The organism is Kitasatospora sp. NPDC041988 (assembly GCF_055588525.1).
Genome location: NZ_JBVJCO010000039.1, coordinates 21862 through 38593 on the forward strand (window position 1 = coordinate 21862; position 16732 = coordinate 38593).

The following is a 16732-nucleotide window of genomic DNA, read 5'->3' on the forward strand; positions in this document are numbered from 1 at the left end:
GCGGTCTCCACGTCCGGTCCTAGCGGTAGACCCGGACGTAGTCCGCCGCGAAGGTGATCGGAGTCGTGCCCTGCGGCGCGGGGTGGTACTGCCCCGCGCTCAGGGACAGGTTGAGGATCGGGTACGCCGACCAGTTGGCGCCGACGCCCGTACCGTCCGAGAAGACCTTCACACCGTTGATGTACCAGTCGACCGAGGTGGCGCCGTAATGGGTGCCGACGGTGACCCACTTGTCATGGGCGATCGCCGTCGCGTCGGTGACGTACTTGTGGTTCGGGTTGATGTGGTTGGTCAGCTCCAGCAGGTTGGCGTTGTCCGTGTGGTACTCGAAGCTGTCGATCTCGCCGTGGGTGCCGCTGGTGCTGTTCCAGGTCCAGAGCGCCGGCCAGGCTCCGGTACCGGCCGGGAGCTTGACCCGGGTCTCGATGTAGTCGCCGGTCTTCACCTTGAAGCCCTCGCTGGAGTACTCGGTGGTGAGCAGCCCGGTGTCCCAGGCCTGCTTGCCGTTCTCCAGCGTGTGGGTGCTCGGCTTGGCGGTGAAGGTGGCGACACCGCCGGAGACGCTGACGTTGTTCTTGTTCAGCCAGTCGAGCTTGTTGTCGTTCGGGTTGTGGTCGCCGTAGTGGTACGAGCTGCTCTTGTCGGCGGTCCAGCGGGAGCCCAGGGCGAGGCTGTCGAAGTCGTCGGACCAGGTGAGCTTCTTGCCGGCGACGGGCACAGCGGTGGTCGGGGTGCTGGTCGGCGCGGGGGTGCCGGTCGGCGCCGGGGTGGGGGTGGGGCTCGGGGTGGCGGTGGCGTTGGAGACCACGAGCTGCCGGGAGGCCAGGTTGTGCCAGGCGCCGCCGTTGTCCTGCCAGAAGCCGAACTGGGTGTAGGTGCCGGCCGGCAGCGTGCGCGAGCCGGTGGTGATCGACAGCCCGCTCGGGCAGATCTGCGCGTTCGCGACGTTGCCGGGGAAGTCGAGGTTGTGGCCCGCCGCGTCGCGCACGCCGACGCCGACCGTCTTGGCGGTGAAGCAGGCCGACGAGTGGACGGTCAGCGAGGCGGTGGAGGCCTTGCCCGCGACCATGGTCGCCGGGCCGAGCTTGTCCTGGGTGACGGTCGGCGCGGTGGCCGCCTGGGCCCCGCTCACCGCCGGTACGCCGAGCAGGCCGGCGCCGCTGATGGCGAGCGCGCCGGTGACGGCGAAGGCGGCGTTGCGGCCGCGGCGGGAGGGGCGGGCATGGCGCGGCGCGTTGCGCCGGGCAGGCTTCTGCATGGCAGTGTCCTCTGCGACGCCTGCGAGGTGAGCTGTCGGGTTCGGGCTGAGGTTGCCCGGCCGCCTGTGGAGCGGCTTCACCCCTAGCCGCGGCCCGCGCGCGGAGAGCGCACGGGCCTGGCACTGACCTGGGTCCCCCGCTCCCGTCCGCTGTGGTGCTCGGTTGCCGGCCGGCGGGTGGACAGGACTCGGCGTCCCGACGGCGGAGGTCCGCGAAGCGGACGTCCCGTGCAGGCTAGGCAGGCCGTCCGGGAGGCGACAACCCGACGGGGGGCGTTGTCGCGCAGCTCACAGTGGAGTCGATCAACGACGGTACGGAGTGGATCAGTTGGCCGACCGGTCAGCCGAGCCAGCCGTCCACCTGGCTCATCGCGTCCGGGGACCAGGCCAGCTCCAGGTGGTTGAGCCCGGTGAGCAGCCGGGTGCCGCCGACGGTACCGATCCCGGTGGCGTCCAGGGCGCTGCGGGTGAAGACGATGCCGTCGCTCGGCCCGCGGTTCTCGTTGAGCACGCCGGGGATGTCGGCCGAGCCACCGGCCAGCAGGTAGGTGCGGACCGCCACCGGGATGCCCGCCTGCTGGAGCGGCCCGATCAGCGAGCCGGCGTCGATGGCCGCCTGGATGCCCTGGCCGGAGGTGTAGTAGCCCTGGCCGCCGTAGTAGGTCGTCCACCAGTCCTGGGCGGAGCCGTCCACGCCGTAGGTGGCGTCCCACCGGGCGAGCAGCTGGCGCTGGCCCGGGTAGCAGTCGTACCCGCCGCTGGGCAGCACGCCGAGGCAGGGCTGGGCGGTGTACGTGCCGTAGCAGGTCATGTACAGGTGCGGCGACGGCGCGTTGGCGGTGCCGCCGCAGGCCGGCCAGGTGGCCAGCGAGAACGCCCAGCCGTGCGCGTACACGTAGTCCAGGCCGCCGTTCGGCCCGCCGACGGTGACCAGGCGGCGGACGTCACCCGCGTACGCCCGGCCCCAGGAGGGGCGCACCGAGGACACGTACGCGCGGGCCGCGACCTCGCCCTTGCTCCACGCGACCACGTCCACCTGGGGCACCCCGAGCCGGGCGCGGATCAGGGCGATCGCGTCGCCGACGGCCTGCGCCTGGAGCAGGTTGTCGCCCTGCTTGTGGGCGAACCCGATCGCGAAGACGCGGTGGCCGGTGCCGGCGAGGTACTGGGCGAGGCCGGTGGAGGGGCAGGCGGACGCGCCGCAGGTGCCGCTCTCGTTCGGGTCGGCCCAGGCGCGGTCGGCGTTGTCGTTGGCGCCGTGGACGAGCAGGACGGGCGTGGCGCGGCTGCCGGTGTCCCAGCCGGCGGCGGAGTAGAGCAGGAAACGCCCGGAGAAGGGCTGGCGGACGCCGCCGAAATAGGTGAGGCGGGCGCCGTCCTGGTCACCGCGCCCGCCGGGCGGGTACTGCTCGGCGCGGAAGCCGGTCGTGGTGTCCAGGTAGCGCTCGACCTTGGCCCAGCCGTTGCCGGGGGCGGGGAAGGTGGCCTCCAGGGCGAGGGACGCGGTGGCGGGGGCGGTGGCCGCCGACACGGGTGGGGGCGCGCAGAGGAGGAGCGCGGCGAGGGTGAGGAGGACGGTGAGGGCGGCGGGCAGGCGTCCGGCGGTACGGCGCCAGGCGGTGGGCGGGCGCGTACCGGCGGGCGGGCGTCCGGCGGCGGGGCGCGAGGCGGTGGGCAGGCGCCCGGCGGCAAGGCGCTCAATGGCGGGCAGGCGTCTGGCGGTACGGCGCGAGGTGGCGGGCATCGGCGGCTCCCTGGTCGGGCCGGTGGGCGGGCGGGCTGGTGGCGGGCTGGGCGGGGCCCACGTCCCGGTGGGCCGGAGCTGCACGGTACGGCCGGGCCGCCGGGCCGCCCATGTGCCGGCGTCACACCCGGCGGGCGGGCGGCGTGGCGGCCCGTGCCGTGGCGGGGTGGCCGCAACGCCGCCGCGGAGGTCACCCGTCGGATAGGTTGGAGCTCCACCCGCAGTGCCGTGCCGCCCAGACCAGAGACGAGGACCCGTCCCGCCATGACCGCGCCCCTGCCCGCCTTCGCCGGCCGCACCTACCTCTTCCAGGTCGACAACGGCGCGGCCTTCCGCAACGCGTACTCGGCCGACGGCAAGCGGCTGCGCTGGGAGGGCCTCGGCGAGTCGGCCGGCCAGTGGGAGGACGTGGCGCTGCACGTCGCCGAAGTGGGCCCGGAGCTGTACTTCGTCAGCTGGACCGAGCAGAGCGGCATCACCGTCAGCCACGTGATGGACCTCGGCAAGCTGACGGTGCGTGCGTTCTGGACGTACGAGGGCGAGGGCGGCCGGGTCGGCGAGCTGCACACGGGCACGCTGGAGCCGGTGGCCTGAGCGGGCGGGTTGTGCCCTCCTACGCGGGGTACTCCGGTCCGACCGGTCTGACCGGCCAGACCCGTGAGCCCTTTCAGACCGGCTGGCCCGGCACCTTGAGGTGCTGCGAGAGCCACTCCAGCGAGGACGGCAGGAGCTTGCTCCAGGTCTCGAAGTTGTGGCCGCCGGTGTGCAGCATGCTGTACGAGACCTTCATCGGGCTCTGCACCGCGGCGACGAACGCCTCGGTCTCGCGCCGGTAGTTGCCGTCGCCCTCCTTCGTCCCGGCCAGCAGCACGGACACCTTGGGCTGCGGCAGGTTCTTGAGGCGCCACATCAGGTCGGCCTCGTCGCGGCGCCGCTCACTGCCCTTGAAGAGGTCGGGGACGGTCGGGTCGTCGGCGGCCTGGTAGTAGCCGGAGAGCGAGACGGCGGTCGGGAAGACCTCCGGGTGCCGCATGGCGAGCTTGAGCGCGCAGTAGCCGCCGGTCGAGTTGCCCATGAAGCCCCACGCCTGCGGGTCGGCGGAGACCCGGTAGCTCGCCTGGAGTGCCGACGGGACGTCCTTGGTGAAGTACGTCTCCGACTGGGCACCGCCCGGGATGTCCTCGCACTCGGTGTCCAGCGGCAGCGCGGGCGAGGGACGCACCAGCACCATCACGGTCGGCTGCATCCTCCCCTCCTGGAGCAGCTTGAGCGCCGCGCCCGGGTAGTTCAGCCGGGTCACCAGGTTCTTGGCGATGCCGGGAAAGCCGGTGCTGACGATCACCACCGGGAACTGCCTCTGCGCGTACTCCGGTTGGAAGTACTGCGGCGGCAGGTACACGTACCCCTCGGTGGAGAGCCGGGTGGTGGCACCGTCGATCCGCACTTCGCGGATCTCGCCGGACTGCTTGGGCTCGCGGCCGAGCGCACCGCCGCCCTGGACGGAGGCGTGGCCGATGGTCTCCACCGTGAGCCGGCCGGAGGCGTCCGCCTTGTTCTGGATGACCACCGGGCCGGAGTCGCCGGTGCCGAGCAGGTCGTCCCAGCTGCTGTAGAAGGCGAAGTAGTTGTTGGCCACCAGGCCGAGTGCGGCGAGCACCGTGAGCTGGGTGGCGAGCAGCGCGCCGATCCGGCCGAGCACTGCCTGCCAGGTCTGCTTCGCCAGCCTCGGCCACAGCCAGACCGTGCCGGCCATCATCACGACCGCGATCAATACGGTCAGCGCCAGCACCTTGTGGCTCGTCAGACCCATGTCCTACTTGCTCCCACGCCTCGTACGTCCCCCGCCCCGACCACCGGCGGTCAGTTGCCAGGACACTCGGGACGGCCACCCCGGTTCCCCCGTCCGCAGCGGGGGCCGTCGCCGAGGCTCGATCGACAACCCTAGCGGTCCGCGGAGGCCTTCCGGACCCGCCGACCAGCGGGGATCTGCGGGGCGGACGGGGTCCGGAAGTATGACGTCGGGCGTGCGGCGGTGCGCTGTGGCGGTGCGTCACGGTGGTGCGGGGCGGTGGTGGGTGGGCGCGTGTGGTGGTTCGGGCGTGCCGCGAGGCGGGCGGTGGTGCGGGCGGGCGGGCGGGCGGTGGTGCGGGCGGGCGGGCGGGCGGGCGGTGGTGAACTGGCGCCGGGTCAGCTGACGAGCGTCCAGAGGCGCAGGCCCGCGGTCAGTTCGCGCATGCAGCGGGCGCCCAGCTCCTGGGGCGAGCCCGGGCCGACGGTCGGGGCCTCCGAGAAGGCCCACTCCTCCAACGCCACCCGAATGGCGGTAGTGGCGGCCGCCGCCGCGAGCCGGATCTCCAGCGCGTCCGTCCCGCGCGGGCAACGGGCGGCGATCACCTCGTGCAGCCGCTCCTCCGAGTCGCCGTGCACCCGCTGCCAGACGTCGGCCAGGCGCGGGTCCCGGAGCAGGTCGCGGGTCCAGTGCATGGCCTCGATGGCCGGGTCGTCGGCCGGGGTCAGCGACTCGGCCGCCGAGCGCTCCAGCGCCTCACGCACCGGCAGCTCGGCCGAGCTCTCCGCGAACAGCAGCACCCAGCGCCGCCCGCCCGCCGCCAGCAGTGGGGCGACGGCGTCCTCCTTCACCGAGAAGTAGCGGTAGAAGGTGCGCAGCGAGATGCCGGAGGCAAGGGCGATCTCCTCGGCGGTGACCCCCTCGGCGCCGCGTTCGGCGAAGAGTGCGGCGGCGTTGCGGGCGATCTCCAGCCGGGTGGCGTCACGGCGGCGCTGGTTCAGGGTGGGGCGTCCGGTCACGGCGGTCAGCGTACGCGGGCGGGCGGGCACGGTGGCGTGATGTGCCACTTCGGCGCAGCGTGTCCGGTTGGCGCGACATGCCTGGTAGGCGCGGCATGTCGTTGTGGCGTCACGCGCCCGGGTGGCGCGGCGCATCGCATCGACACAGCAAAACTCCCCCCGCCCTCGGCCACGGCTTCGCCGGGCCGGAGACGGTGGCCGGCGTGATCGCCATGCCGGCCAGTCGGCGGTTTCCCGGATCGCACCCCGGTCGGGCTGTCGCCCAGGGGGGAGGTGGCCTTTACTGGAAGGGAAGGCACCCGAGCCGGCGGGCGGGCGGATCGATTCGCCGCCGTCGGTGGTTCACCGGTTCGCCGGTCTCACCCGGCAGGAGGTAGTGCCATGAGCCCGCCTTCGCGAGAGCAGGCCTTACCCCGCCTCGTCGTGGACAGCCCCGACCGGCTCCGGGGGCAGGTCTTCGTCCTCGCCGATCAGCCGATGACGGTCGGCCGGGACTCCGAGTGTCAGATCCACGTGGGCGATCCCGGCGTCAGCCGGCGCCATGCGGTGGTGTGGCGGTCCGGCGGGCACACCACCGTCGAGGATCTGGCGTCCACCAACGGCACCCGGCTGAACGGCCACCCGGTGCTCGGGCAGCAGGAGCTGCACACCGGGGACGTGCTGGACTTCGGCCCCTTCGAGGTGCACTACGAGGAGCCGCGCGACACCGCCGTGACCGTCCCCGGCATCGGCGCGGCGGGGCTGACGGTGACCGCCCAGACCGTCCCGCCGCCGTCCCCGCAGGAACCGCCGCCGCCATCACCACCACCACGGCCCGAGTGGGTGCCGCCATCACAACCGGCACAGCCCCAGTGGCCGCAGCCGTCGCAACCTGCACACCCTCCGCAACCGGAGCAGCAGCCGCAGCGGCAACCGCAGCCCGCAGCGGGGCAGCGGTTCGACGCCGGGCAGCGGTTCGACGCGGGGCAGCGGTTCGATGTGGGGCAGCAGCAGGCCGGGAACCTCAGCAATGTCGCCAGGGACCAGTACAACTACGTGACGCAGGCGCGGCGGGACAGCTTCTTCCGCGAGATCGCCGCCACCCGCACCCGGGCGCGGCACCTGGTCGTCGCCGGTTTCCTGCTGTTCGTGGTCGGCGGCGGAGTCTACGGCTGGGCACTGGTCAGGTTCATCGTCCACACCAACAACGCCGCCCAGTTCGAGAACCCCGACTACTCCGTACCCGACCTGCTCGGGCCGAAGGTCGGCGGAGTACCGGTCGGCGCCATCGGCTTCGCGGCGGCGGCGATCGGCAGCATCCTGATGATCGTCGGCATCGTCCTGCACATCGTGACCACCTCGCGGCGCCGCCGCTTCGAGGAGGAGGAGTCTCGTCGGCTGAACGTGCCGCCCCCGCCGCGCTGAGCCCAGCGCGGCGCCCCCATCAGGCCTCCGGCCCGGGCCGACGCGTCGAGCCGGCGCGTCGAGCCGGCGCCTCAAGCCACCGCATCGAGTCCATCACAGGAGGCCGGGCCATGGTCTTCAACATCGGCAGCCAGCAGGGCGGCGTGATCAACAACGTCGGCGGCGACCAGACCGTCCACGGCGGCCAGTCCGGCCACTTCACGGCGGACGGGCAGGACGTGCGCGGGCTGGTCGGCGAACTCCGTACGGCCGTCGAGCAGGCGCAGCTGCCGCCGGCGGTGGCGCCCGAGGTCCGGGCCGAACTGGACTCGCTCGACACGGAGGTCGCCAGGCCGGAGCCGGACCGCGAGGCGGTGGCCGGCCGACTGACCCGGATCACCAAGCTGCTCGGCTCGGCCGGCGCCCTCGTCGCCGCCGGCACCGGCCTGCTCGGGCCGCTCTCCGCACTGGCCGGCTGGCTGGGCACCCTGGGCCAGCCGATCCTGCGGGCCCTCGGGGGCTGAGGCCGGCTCGTAGTCGGACCGCCTGCTCGGGCCGCCTGCTCGGACCGCCTGCTCGGACCGGCCGGGTCGCGTTCAGGGCTCGCGTTCAGGGCTCGTGCCCGGGGCTCGTGCTCGGCGCCGGTGCTCGGCGCTGATGCCCGGTGCTCGGCGCTCGCGTTCAGGTCGGCCGGGCGTGCGCGCGGCGGCCGGTCGGCGTGGTGCCGGTACGGGCGGCCCGGCGGTCGCCCAGGGTGTTGCCCGCCCAGAGCAGCGCGGCCCCGACCAGGGCGAAGGCCCCGGTCGTCAGGAAGGACGCGCCCGCAACCCGGCAGTAGCCGCCGTAGCTGCTCGGGGTGGTCGGGTCGAGAAACCGGTACGGGTACCAGTCGACCATCAGGCCGCGGAGCAGCGTGTAGGCGAGGTAGAGCAGCGGGAGCACCAGCCAGCCGGCCGCCTCCACCGGGCGGATCCGGCGCTCCGGTGGGTCGACCAGCCAGTCGGCGAGCACTGCGGCCGGCACCAGCTGGTGCACGACGTGGTGGACCCACGGGACCATCATGTCGACGGGGTAGGGCGCCTGGAGCAGTCCGTACGCGAGCCCGGTGACGGTCGTGCACAGCAGCACCGCACCCCGCACCGTACCGGGCACCGGGCGCCGGCCGGTCAGTGCGGCCCCTCCGCCGAGCAGCAGGACGACCGCGGCGGCCATGGCACTGAGGTTGCCGAAGTAACCGAAGAAGTTCGGCAGCCCGGTGATGCCGGTCGCGGCGCGGTGACCCGCGAAGCCGAGCGCGACGACGGTGAGGAGCGCGAAGGCGATCCTGGCCGGGGCGAGCCATCGGTACATCCTCGGATCCGCCTCTCCGCCGGGGCTTCGGGTGCCGTGGTTGCTCAGATTCAAACCCCGGCACGGGGATCCGGCCACCGGGCGGCGGCCGATGGGCCGGTGGTCGGCACGTCGGTCGGTCGGCAGCGGGTCCTGAGCGGCGGGCGGCGGATCGGGCTGTCGGTGGGAGGCGTTAGCGTGCGGCCGTGATCGAGACGACCGGTGACGACCGCAGCTTCCCGCCCGCCCTGGCCGAGGTGGCCCGGGTGGAGTTCGAGTACGGCGAGGAGGGCGAGGGCGTCGACTTCGAGCCGTACGACGCCTTCGACTCCGCCGAGGAGACCACCGGGTGGATTCGGCTCTGGACCGGCAACCGGGATCTCGACGGCGACGCCTACCGGGTGTTCGGCCAGGACGGCACGGGCGGCCTGGCCGCCCTCTGGCTGGTGCGGCCAGGCCGCCCGCTCGTGCAGCAGCCGGTGGTGTTCCTGGGCTCGGAGGGCGAGCGGGGCGTGGTGGCCGGGAGCCTCTGCGACTTCCTCTGGGTGCTGGCCGACGGCTTCGGCCCGCTGGAGGCCGCCGTGGACGGCGAGCGGGACGCCCGCCCGGACGCGGCCCTGGCCGACCTCGCCGGCCGCCACGCGACCACCCCGCGCCGGCCCGCCCGCGAGATCATCGCGGAGGCTCAGGCCGAGTTCGCCACGTTCTCGGACGACATCGACGCGCTCTGCCGCTGACCGGCCCGCTCAGGCGCGCCAGGCCACGGCCAGGGCCCGGGCCGGGTTGGCCGTCAGGAGGAGCTCGGGCAGCTCGGGGCCGAACTCGCGGGCGAGGCGCGGCGCGAGGGCGGTGAGGAGGTGCGTCGGGCCGGGGGTGTGGCGGGCGGTGCGGGTGGTGGTGTCGGCACCGAGGAGGAGTTGCGGGGCGTGACCGGCCTCCACCAGGGCGGCGACGGTGTCGAACAGGTGGTGGTCGGTGGCGTGGTGGGCGCGGGAGGGGCCGTCCAGGGCGAGGTACGCGCCGGACGCGGCGAGGTGCCGGTGCAGCCGCAGGTCGGGGAGGCGGTTGAGGTGGCCGAGGATCACCCGCTGTGGCGGCACGCCGTACCCGTCGCAGAGCAGGTCGAGGACGTCGGACGCGGCGGTGCCGAGCTCGTGGTGGACGGCGATCGGGGCGCCGGTGGCATGGTGGGCCTCGGCGGCGGCCGCCATCACGCGGCGCGTGTGGCCGCCGAGGCCGTGGTAGTCGCCGGCCACCTTGATGAGTCCGGCCCGGACGCCGCCGGGGGCGTCGCGCAGTCCGGTGGTCAGCTCGGCGGTGAACAGCTCGCCGAGCCCCTCGTACAGCGCGTCGAGCACGGCCGGGTCGTAGTGGACGGCCTGGTGCAGGCCGGTGGCCGCGACCAGGTGGACGCCCGTGGACCGGGAGAGCCCGGCGAGCGCGTCACCGCCGCGTCCCATGCCGTACGGGGTCCACTGGACGAAAGCCCGCCCGCCCGCCGCCGCGAAAGCGCGCAGGACCTCCTCGGCCGCGGCGGCGTCGTCCAGTTCCTCGCCCGGGAGGCGGGGGCTCCGGAGGAAGAGGTGGTCGTGGGCGTCGCAGACGCCGAGTTCGGCGGGGTCGAGGTCGCCGAGGACGGTGCGGACGGTGGCGCCCGGAGCGGCGGTGGTCATTCGGACTCGGCAAAGGTCGCGGCGGCGACCCGCAGGCCGGCCAGCGCCTTGGGGACGCCGACGTAGGGCGCGAGGTGGACCAGCACCTCGGTGATCTCCTCCCGGGTGACGCCGATCCGCAGGCTGTTGCGGACATGGTCGGCGAGCTGTGGTTCGACGCCGCCGAGAGCGGTGAGGGCGGCCAGGTTGGCGATCTGACGGTCGCGCAGGGCGAGGCCGGGCCGCTGGTAGGTGCCGCCGAAGAGACTGGTGACGATCCAGTCGGGGAAGCCGGGCGCCAGTTCGTCCAGGCCCTGCAGGGTGGTGGCCTGGGTCTGCGGGTCGGCGAGTTCGTTCAGCAGGGTGTAGCCGGCGGCGCGGTCCGACGGGGCGGGGGTGAGCGCGGTGGAGTCCATCGGAAGGGTGGTCCTTTCACCAGTGGCGTCCGGCGGGCAGCCGGTCGAGTTCGGGGCTGGACAGGTGCAGCACCTCGTAGCGGGTGCCGGGTTCGGCCTCGGGGGCGGGGCCGTCCCAGAGGGCGATGCGCAACAGTTCCCAGCGGCTGGGGTCGACGGCGACCGCGGCCGTGTGCAGGGCGGGGTGGTCGGGCAGGGCGGCGAGGGCGGCCTCCACGGCCTCGGCCGGGTCGGCGCTCTCCGGGAGGCGTTCGATGTGCCGGGTGGCGTGGCAGGCGGCGTGGCGGGTTGCGGTGACGGGGGCGTCCTGGGCGGGGCCACGGCGCAGGGCGGTGCCACGGCGCAGGCCGGTGCCGAGCCAGTGGCGGACGGCGGGGCGGCCGAAGTCCTGGCTCAGGCCGCGGAAGCCCGGGCCCCAGAGGAAGCCGTTCATGCCCTCGGGGGTGCGCCAGAGGTAGAACGGGGCGTACTCGTTGACGGGAGAGCCCGCCCGGCCGCGCTCACGGATCAGGTACGCCTTGAGGCCGAGGCCGGGGAAGGCGTCGAGCAGGTGGCCCTTGTCGGCGACCCGCTTGCGGATGATCCCCATGTCGTAGTCGGCGGGGAGGGTGATCTCGTACTGCATGGCGTGCACGGGTGGTCTCCCTGAATCGTGGCTCCGGGCCGGGCGCTTCAGCCGGTGCGGCGGCCCGCTTCAGGCGGGCTTCAGCCGATCCGGCGGGCGGCGGGTCCTTCAGGCGGGTGCTTCAGCCGGCCCGGTGGGCGGCGAGCAGGCCGAGGGCGCCGCGGACGGCCTGCTCGAACGGCTCGGCGGTGCCGGCGGCGCGGGCGAGCACGTACCCGCCCTGGACGACGGCGACCACGGCGGCGGCGGTGTCGGCCGGGTCGGCGGCGGGGGTGAGTTCACCGGCGGCCTGTCCCTCCGCGACCACCTCGGCGAGACGGCCGCGCAGCCAGTCGAAGGTCTCCTCGACGGGTGCGCGCAGCTGCGGGTCGGCGATGACGTCCGGGTCCTGGGCCATCCGCCCCATCCGGCAGCCGCGCAGCACCTCGCGTTCGCGGTGCAGGTAGGCGGCGATCCGGTCGTAGGCGGTGCCGGGGCCGGCCAGGTCGGCCTCGGCGATGGCGCGCATCTGCGCGGCGCTGCGGCGCAGGGCTGCGGCGGCAAGGTCGGGTTTGCCGGTGAAGTGGTGGTACATGCTGCCCTGGCCGACGCCGGCGCGCTGCTGGATGGCCTTGGGGCTGGTGCCGACGTAGCCGCGTTCCCAGAGGAGTTCCTGGGTGGTCTCGATGAGGCGGTCCTGGGTTGCTGCCATGCGGATCACTGTACATACCTGTAGGTACAGTGTCCATACCAGTAGGTACAGAAATCCCCGGGAGTGTGTGAACCGCAGACGGGCCGTGGGCCGCCCCCCGGCGGTCCACGACCCTGTGCGGTCACCGTCCCCCGGAACGGAGCGCGGCATTCACCGCGCGGTGGTGGCGCGCGTCACCCCGGGGGAACGGTCGGGGCGGCGGCCGCCCGGACAGCATCCCGGCCACCTCTGCCTGTACGTCAGGCCTCCTTTCGGTCATGGAAGTTGACGGCGAATCACCGGCGCGACCTCGCTCGCGAACAGCTCCAGCTGCTCGTGCTGCACCTCCTCGGTGAGCGAGTCCACGCCGATGCCGACCACCTCGTTGCCGAAGGCCTCGTAGTAGCGGTGGATCTTCTCGATCACCTGCTGCGGGCTGCCGACCAGCGCCGAACCGCGCTCCAGCGCGTCCTCCAGCGATGTGAACGGCGAGTTGTTGTGCTTGCCCGCCGCGGATTTGAACAGCGCGTCCCAGTACGGACGGAAGCCCTCGACGGCATCCTGCGAGCGCCTGGCGACGAACAGGCCGCCGAAACCGGTGCCGACCCTGGCGTCCTTCGGATCGTGGCCGTAGTGCTCCCAGCGCTCGCGGTAGTGGTCGACCAGCGCCTTGTACTTCGCCAGTGGATGAAAGGAGTTGGCAGAGAACAGCGGATCACCGTAGCGGGCGGCGAGATCGGTGGACTGCTCGCTGGTCGCGCTGCCGTGCCAGACCGGGATCGGCTCCTGGCACGGGCGCGGCGAGGTGGTCACCTCCTTGAGCGGCGGCCGGGTCGACCCCTCCCAGCTGACCTTCTCCTCACGCCAGAGCCGGTGCAGCAGGCCGTAGTTCTCGGCCAGCGCATCCCACTGGCGCTCCTCCGGCAGGCCGAACAGGTCGAAGTGGCGTGGGTCATTGCCCTTGCCGATGATCAATTCGAGGCGGCCGCCGGAGAGTTGGTCGAGCACCGCGTAGTCCTCGGCGACCCGGACCGGGTCCAGGATGCTGAGCACCGTGACGGTGGTGAAGAGCCTGATGGTGGACGTGCGGGCGGCGATGGCGCTGAGCAGCACGGGCGGCGCCGGGGAGAGGAACGGCTCACCGTGCCGCTCCCCCACCCCGTAGCCGTCGAAGCCGAGCCGCTCGGCGGTGACGGCCTGGTCGATGACGTTGTGCAGCTTCTCGTACGGGGTGCGCTGCACGCCGGTGACGGGGTCGGGTCCGTTGGAGACGAGGGACGAGACGGTGAACCGCATGGCGGCCTCCTTGTGGGGCGTTCGGTGGCCTGGACGACCACTTGGCGGCCCGCAGGGCCTTCGATGGCCTTCGAGGGCATTTGAGGGCATTCGGTGGCCTGCGAGGCGCTCGGAGATCGGCTCCGCCGGGATACGGCGGGGCCCGGGGCTTCGGTGACGGCCCGGCAGGGCGCCCGGCAGACGGCTGCGCTCGCACGGGGGCAGCACCGGGGCGGGATCGCGCGGGGGTCGGCTCTCGGGCGGTGTCAGCGCGCGGCGGGGCGCAGGCCGCGGGGATTGCCGAGGCCGCTCGGGCCGCTGGGGCTGCTGGGGCGACAACAGCGCAGGGGCGCGGCACGGTCGGACATCCCCGCTCCCCCTTCGCCTCGCACACACACGATCCACCGCGAGCATATGCACCGGCCAGGAGCGGGGCAAGAGCTTGATCCCGGCCGCCGGACTGGCAGGATGTCCGCCATGACCTATCTCGCCGCGGATGACCGCTATGCCTCGATGACCTACCGCCGGGCCGGCCGCAGTGGCGTCCAGCTGCCCGCCGTCTCGCTGGGTCTGTGGCACAACTTCGGTGACACCCAGCCGCTGGACGTGCAGCGGGCGGTACTGCGCCGCGCGTTCGACCGGGGCATCACCCACTTCGACCTGGCGAACAACTACGGTCCGCCGTACGGCAGTGCCGAGCGCAACTTCGGCCACCTGTTCGCGCAGGACTTCCGCCCGTACCGGGACGAGCTGTTCATCGCGAGCAAGGCGGGCTGGGACATGTGGCCGGGCCCGTACGGTGACGGCGGCAGCCGCAAGTACCTGCTGGCCAGTCTGGACCAGTCGCTGGGCCGGATGGGCCTGGACTACGTGGACGTCTTCTACTCGCACCGCCACGACCCGGACACTCCGCTGGAGGAGACGATGGGGGCGCTGGACTCGGCGGTGCGCTCGGGCAAGGCCCTGTACGCGGGCATCTCCAACTACCCGGCGGAGCAGCACCGGGAGGCGGTGGCGATCCTGCGCGAGCTGGGCACGCCGGTGCTGATGAACCAGTCCGCGTACTCGATCCTCAACCGGTACGTGGAGGACGACGTCCTCGACGCGGTCGGCGAGACGCAGACCAGCCTGATCGCCTACTCGCCGCTCGCGCAGGGCCTGCTGACCGATCGCTACCTCTCCGGCGAGGTGCCGGCGGGCTCGCGGATGTCGGTCGGGCACTTCCTCAAGGAGGAGGCACTGACCGGCGCGAAGCTGGAGCAGCTGCGGGCGCTGAACAAGGTGGCCGAACGGCGCGGCCAGACCCTCGCCCAGCTGGCGCTCTCGTGGGTGCTGCGGGACGAGCGGGTGGTCTCGGTGATCATCGGCGCCAGCAGCGTCGCCCAGCTGGACCAGAACATCGACGCGCTGAACGGCGGCCCGCTGACCGCCGAGGAGCTCGCGGAGATCGACGCGCTGAGCCGCTGAGACCGCCGGCTGCCGCACGGCACGTCGTGGCGCGGCCTCGCGGGACGCGGCGTCGCGCGGTGTGGCCCGAGACGGCTCGGCCCACACCGTCGCCGTGACCTGCGGGGGTTTCGGGGCGTTGTACCGTCCGCACACGTCCTTCGAGACCCCGGGAGTCCCCGTGCGGACGATCCTCCTGCGCACCCTGGCCCGCTTCGCCCGCCGGCTGGCACTGACCTCCCCCGTGCCGTTCCCCGTCCTTCCCGGCACCCTGCCGCGCGCTACCGGCGATTGATCCCCAGCGCGGGCAACACCGTCTCGGCCACCCGGTGGGCCTCCTCCAGCAGCGGGTTCCCGGAGAGGATGAAGGTGTCGACACCGAGCGACTCGAACTCCTGGAGGCGCTCGATCACCTGCGCGGTGGAGCCGACCACCGCGGTGCCCGGTCCGGGACGGAACAGGCTCATTCCGGGCCAGAGATTCGGGGAACTCTCCAACTCCCGGGCCCGCGCGGGGACTTTGCCGCAGTGCTGGCGGAACTGCCCCTGCCAGCCGACCCCGCCGCCGCGCCGCCGGGCGGAGGGCCGGGACGTCCACCAACTCGGCGTCCTCCAGGGTGAGTCCGGCGAGCGACAGGGCACTGTGCAGGCCGGCCAGTGCCATCGCCCGCCGGAAATCGATGCCGATCCCATGACGTGGGACGGCGAGCCGAAGGCCGCGCAGCTGCCCGGGCGCGGTGATCCCGCTGCCGGAGCGGACCAGGACGACCTGGCGCTCCTCGATCCAGGTGAGGCCGACCAGCCGGGTCTGCTCGCCGCGCGAACGGGCGCAGAGCGCCGGCACGTTGCCGCCCTCGCGGAACAGCCCGGTGAGCGCGTGGGTGTAGTGGTGGTCGGCGGCGACCTCGGGCGGGGCGCCCTGGAGCGAGCGGACTGCGATGCCGTCGGCGGCGAACTCCCGGGCGAGCCAACCCTGGTCGGCGGCGCCTGGCGGGCGCTCCGGGCGGGGCCGTCCGGTGCGATGTGCCGAGCGTTCCACGGCGCGGAGCACGAGGCAAGCTTTGCCACATGATGGGATCACTTGTTCATGAACGCCATTCCATTGCAACGCCATCGACACAATCCCGAAGCATCGGCTGCCCTAGTCTGGAACCGACTTCGGTGAACCGGCCGGAGCACCGGACAGAACACGAGGTGCCATGGCCGAGGCCGCCACCGCCGTCCAGAGCCCGCCGGCCGGCGCACAGGCCGTCCAGCGGGCCCTGGGGCTGCTGCACTGTTTCCACGACAACGGCCCCGACCTGAGCGCCTCGGACCTGGCCCGCCGGATGGGACTGTCGGTCTCCACCGCGCACCGGCTGGCCCGCACGCTGGTGAGCGCCGCGTTCCTGGACCAGGACGAGCAGACCGCCCGGTACCGGCTCGGCCCGGCCGTCGCCGAACTCGGCCAACTCAGCTTCCACCAGCGCGGACTGCACCTCGCCGCGCCCGAACTCGACCTGCTCGCCAGGCGCACCGGCGCCACCGCGGACCTGGCGATACGCAGCGGTCCGCACGCGGTGATCCTGGTCGGCGCCTCGGTCCGCCCGGACACCGGGCTCGGGCTGCGCCGGCCGCTGCACTCGACGGCGCTGGGCAAGGTGCTGCTGGCCTGGCCGCGACCCGGCGACGCGGGGGCGGCGGCGATCGGCCCGCTGCAGCCGTTCACCCACCGGACGATCACCGAACCGGGGCTGTTGGCCGAGGAGTTGGTGAAGGTCCGCGCCGCGGGCTTCGCGCTCAACGACGGCGAGTCGGCCACCGGGGTCCGGACCGTGGCGGTGCCGGTGCTCGACAGTGGCGGGCAGGCCCGGTTCGCGCTGGCCGTCCGCTCGACGCCCGCGCACCTCACCGACGACCGGCTGGACTGGTTCCTCGGGCACGCGCGGACCTGCGCGGGCGCACTGGCCGTCCTGCTGCTGCCACCGGACCAGCGCGCCTGAACAGCACCCGATCGGCGGGGCAATCGGCGCACAATCGGCCGGCCGGGCCGACACGCCGGTGGGGGGGGGGGGGGGGGGGGGGGGGGGGGGGGGAGAAGCAAACGGAGTAACGAGGCGTCCCCCGTGCTTTGTGTCCTCTTTTCGT

Annotated in this window: 17 protein-coding genes, 1 pseudogene and 1 riboswitch; of the genes and pseudogenes, 7 read left to right on the forward strand and 11 right to left on the reverse strand. The window is 73.4% G+C overall.

Annotation, left to right across the window (positions count from 1 at the left end):
• Window positions 1–19: 19 nt before the first annotated feature.
• A complete protein-coding gene (locus ACZ6NC_RS30965) occupies window positions 20–1258 on the reverse strand; it encodes a glycoside hydrolase family 16 protein (RefSeq protein WP_465737157.1) in 1239 nt (412 codons plus the stop codon).
• A gap of 2 nt (window positions 1259–1260) precedes the next feature.
• Window positions 1261–1386: riboswitch (cyclic di-AMP (ydaO/yuaA leader) on the reverse strand.
• Between the two features lie 212 nt (window positions 1387–1598).
• Window positions 1599–3002, reverse strand: coding sequence for an esterase/lipase family protein (locus ACZ6NC_RS30970; protein WP_465737158.1), 1404 nt, complete (start codon window positions 3000–3002; stop codon window positions 1599–1601).
• Between the two features lie 264 nt (window positions 3003–3266).
• Between ACZ6NC_RS30970 and ACZ6NC_RS30975 the strand changes: the two genes are divergently transcribed.
• Window positions 3267–3596, forward strand: coding sequence for a MoaF-related domain-containing protein (locus tag ACZ6NC_RS30975; protein ID WP_465544820.1), 330 nt, complete (start codon window positions 3267–3269; stop codon window positions 3594–3596).
• 73 nt (window positions 3597–3669) lie between these two features.
• Here ACZ6NC_RS30975 and ACZ6NC_RS30980 read toward each other — a convergent pair whose 3' ends face one another.
• Together ACZ6NC_RS30980 and ACZ6NC_RS30985 are read right to left on the reverse strand one after the other, a co-directional pair.
• Window positions 3670–4812, reverse strand: a complete 1143-nt coding sequence (locus ACZ6NC_RS30980) for an alpha/beta hydrolase (protein ID WP_465737159.1) — start codon at window positions 4810–4812, stop codon at window positions 3670–3672.
• A 377-nt stretch (window positions 4813–5189) separates the two neighbouring features.
• Window positions 5190–5810 carry a TetR/AcrR family transcriptional regulator gene (locus ACZ6NC_RS30985; RefSeq protein WP_465737160.1) on the reverse strand — a complete coding sequence of 207 codons (621 nt, stop codon included), beginning with the start codon at window positions 5808–5810 and terminating at the stop codon, window positions 5190–5192.
• Between the two features lie 381 nt (window positions 5811–6191).
• Here ACZ6NC_RS30985 and ACZ6NC_RS30990 point away from each other — a divergent pair, with 381 nt between their 5' ends.
• Window positions 6192–7214 carry an FHA domain-containing protein gene (locus tag ACZ6NC_RS30990; RefSeq protein WP_465737161.1) on the forward strand — a complete coding sequence of 341 codons (1023 nt, stop codon included), beginning with the start codon at window positions 6192–6194 and terminating at the stop codon, window positions 7212–7214.
• Window positions 7215–7324: 110 nt separating this feature from the next.
• On the forward strand, window positions 7325–7717 hold the full coding sequence (locus ACZ6NC_RS30995) for a hypothetical protein (RefSeq protein ID WP_465737162.1): 393 nt from the start codon (window positions 7325–7327) through the stop codon (window positions 7715–7717).
• Window positions 7718–7874: 157 nt separating this feature from the next.
• Here ACZ6NC_RS30995 and ACZ6NC_RS31000 read toward each other — a convergent pair whose 3' ends face one another.
• Entirely contained in the window at window positions 7875–8543 is a 669-nt protein-coding gene (locus ACZ6NC_RS31000) for a Pr6Pr family membrane protein (protein WP_465737163.1), read from the reverse strand.
• A 185-nt stretch (window positions 8544–8728) separates the two neighbouring features.
• Between ACZ6NC_RS31000 and ACZ6NC_RS31005 the strand changes: the two genes are divergently transcribed.
• Entirely contained in the window at window positions 8729–9259 is a 531-nt protein-coding gene (locus tag ACZ6NC_RS31005) for an SMI1/KNR4 family protein (RefSeq protein ID WP_465737164.1), read from the forward strand.
• Between the two features lie 9 nt (window positions 9260–9268).
• Here the strand turns inward: ACZ6NC_RS31005 and ACZ6NC_RS31010 are convergent, their stop codons facing one another.
• The 5 genes from ACZ6NC_RS31010 to ACZ6NC_RS31030 form a co-directional block, all read right to left on the reverse strand.
• Complete coding sequence (locus tag ACZ6NC_RS31010; RefSeq protein ID WP_465737165.1) at window positions 9269–10195, reverse strand: phosphotriesterase family protein; 927 nt, start codon at window positions 10193–10195, stop codon at window positions 9269–9271.
• The gene (locus ACZ6NC_RS31015) at window positions 10192–10590 is read right to left on the reverse strand and encodes a carboxymuconolactone decarboxylase family protein (RefSeq protein ID WP_465737166.1); all 399 of its coding nucleotides are present in this window, start codon (window positions 10588–10590) and stop codon (window positions 10192–10194) included. Before ACZ6NC_RS31015 ends, ACZ6NC_RS31010 begins: the two co-directional genes overlap by 4 nt.
• A gap of 16 nt (window positions 10591–10606) precedes the next feature.
• A complete protein-coding gene (locus tag ACZ6NC_RS31020) occupies window positions 10607–11224 on the reverse strand; it encodes a DUF4865 family protein (protein WP_465737167.1) in 618 nt (205 codons plus the stop codon).
• A 112-nt stretch (window positions 11225–11336) separates the two neighbouring features.
• Entirely contained in the window at window positions 11337–11906 is a 570-nt protein-coding gene (locus tag ACZ6NC_RS31025; RefSeq protein WP_465737168.1) for a TetR/AcrR family transcriptional regulator, read from the reverse strand.
• Window positions 11907–12161: 255 nt separating this feature from the next.
• Window positions 12162–13181, reverse strand: coding sequence for an LLM class flavin-dependent oxidoreductase (locus tag ACZ6NC_RS31030; protein ID WP_465737169.1), 1020 nt, complete (start codon window positions 13179–13181; stop codon window positions 12162–12164).
• A 456-nt stretch (window positions 13182–13637) separates the two neighbouring features.
• On the opposite strand from ACZ6NC_RS31030, the gene ACZ6NC_RS31035 reads away from it, so the two are divergent.
• Entirely contained in the window at window positions 13638–14627 is a 990-nt protein-coding gene (locus tag ACZ6NC_RS31035; RefSeq protein ID WP_465737170.1) for an aldo/keto reductase, read from the forward strand.
• Between the two features lie 260 nt (window positions 14628–14887).
• Here ACZ6NC_RS31035 and ACZ6NC_RS31040 read toward each other — a convergent pair.
• Window positions 14888–15166 (reverse strand): annotated as a pseudogene (locus ACZ6NC_RS31040) (alkanesulfonate monooxygenase); the annotation flags it as partial.
• Window positions 15167–15248: 82 nt separating this feature from the next.
• Here ACZ6NC_RS31040 and ACZ6NC_RS31045 point away from each other — a divergent pair.
• Entirely contained in the window at window positions 15249–15677 is a 429-nt protein-coding gene (locus ACZ6NC_RS31045; RefSeq protein WP_465737171.1) for a hypothetical protein, read from the forward strand.
• Between the two features lie 127 nt (window positions 15678–15804).
• Window positions 15805–16587: an IclR family transcriptional regulator gene (locus ACZ6NC_RS31050; RefSeq protein ID WP_465737172.1), complete on the forward strand. Its 783-nt coding sequence runs from the start codon at window positions 15805–15807 to the stop codon at window positions 16585–16587.
• The last annotated feature ends 145 nt before the right edge of the window (window positions 16588–16732 follow it).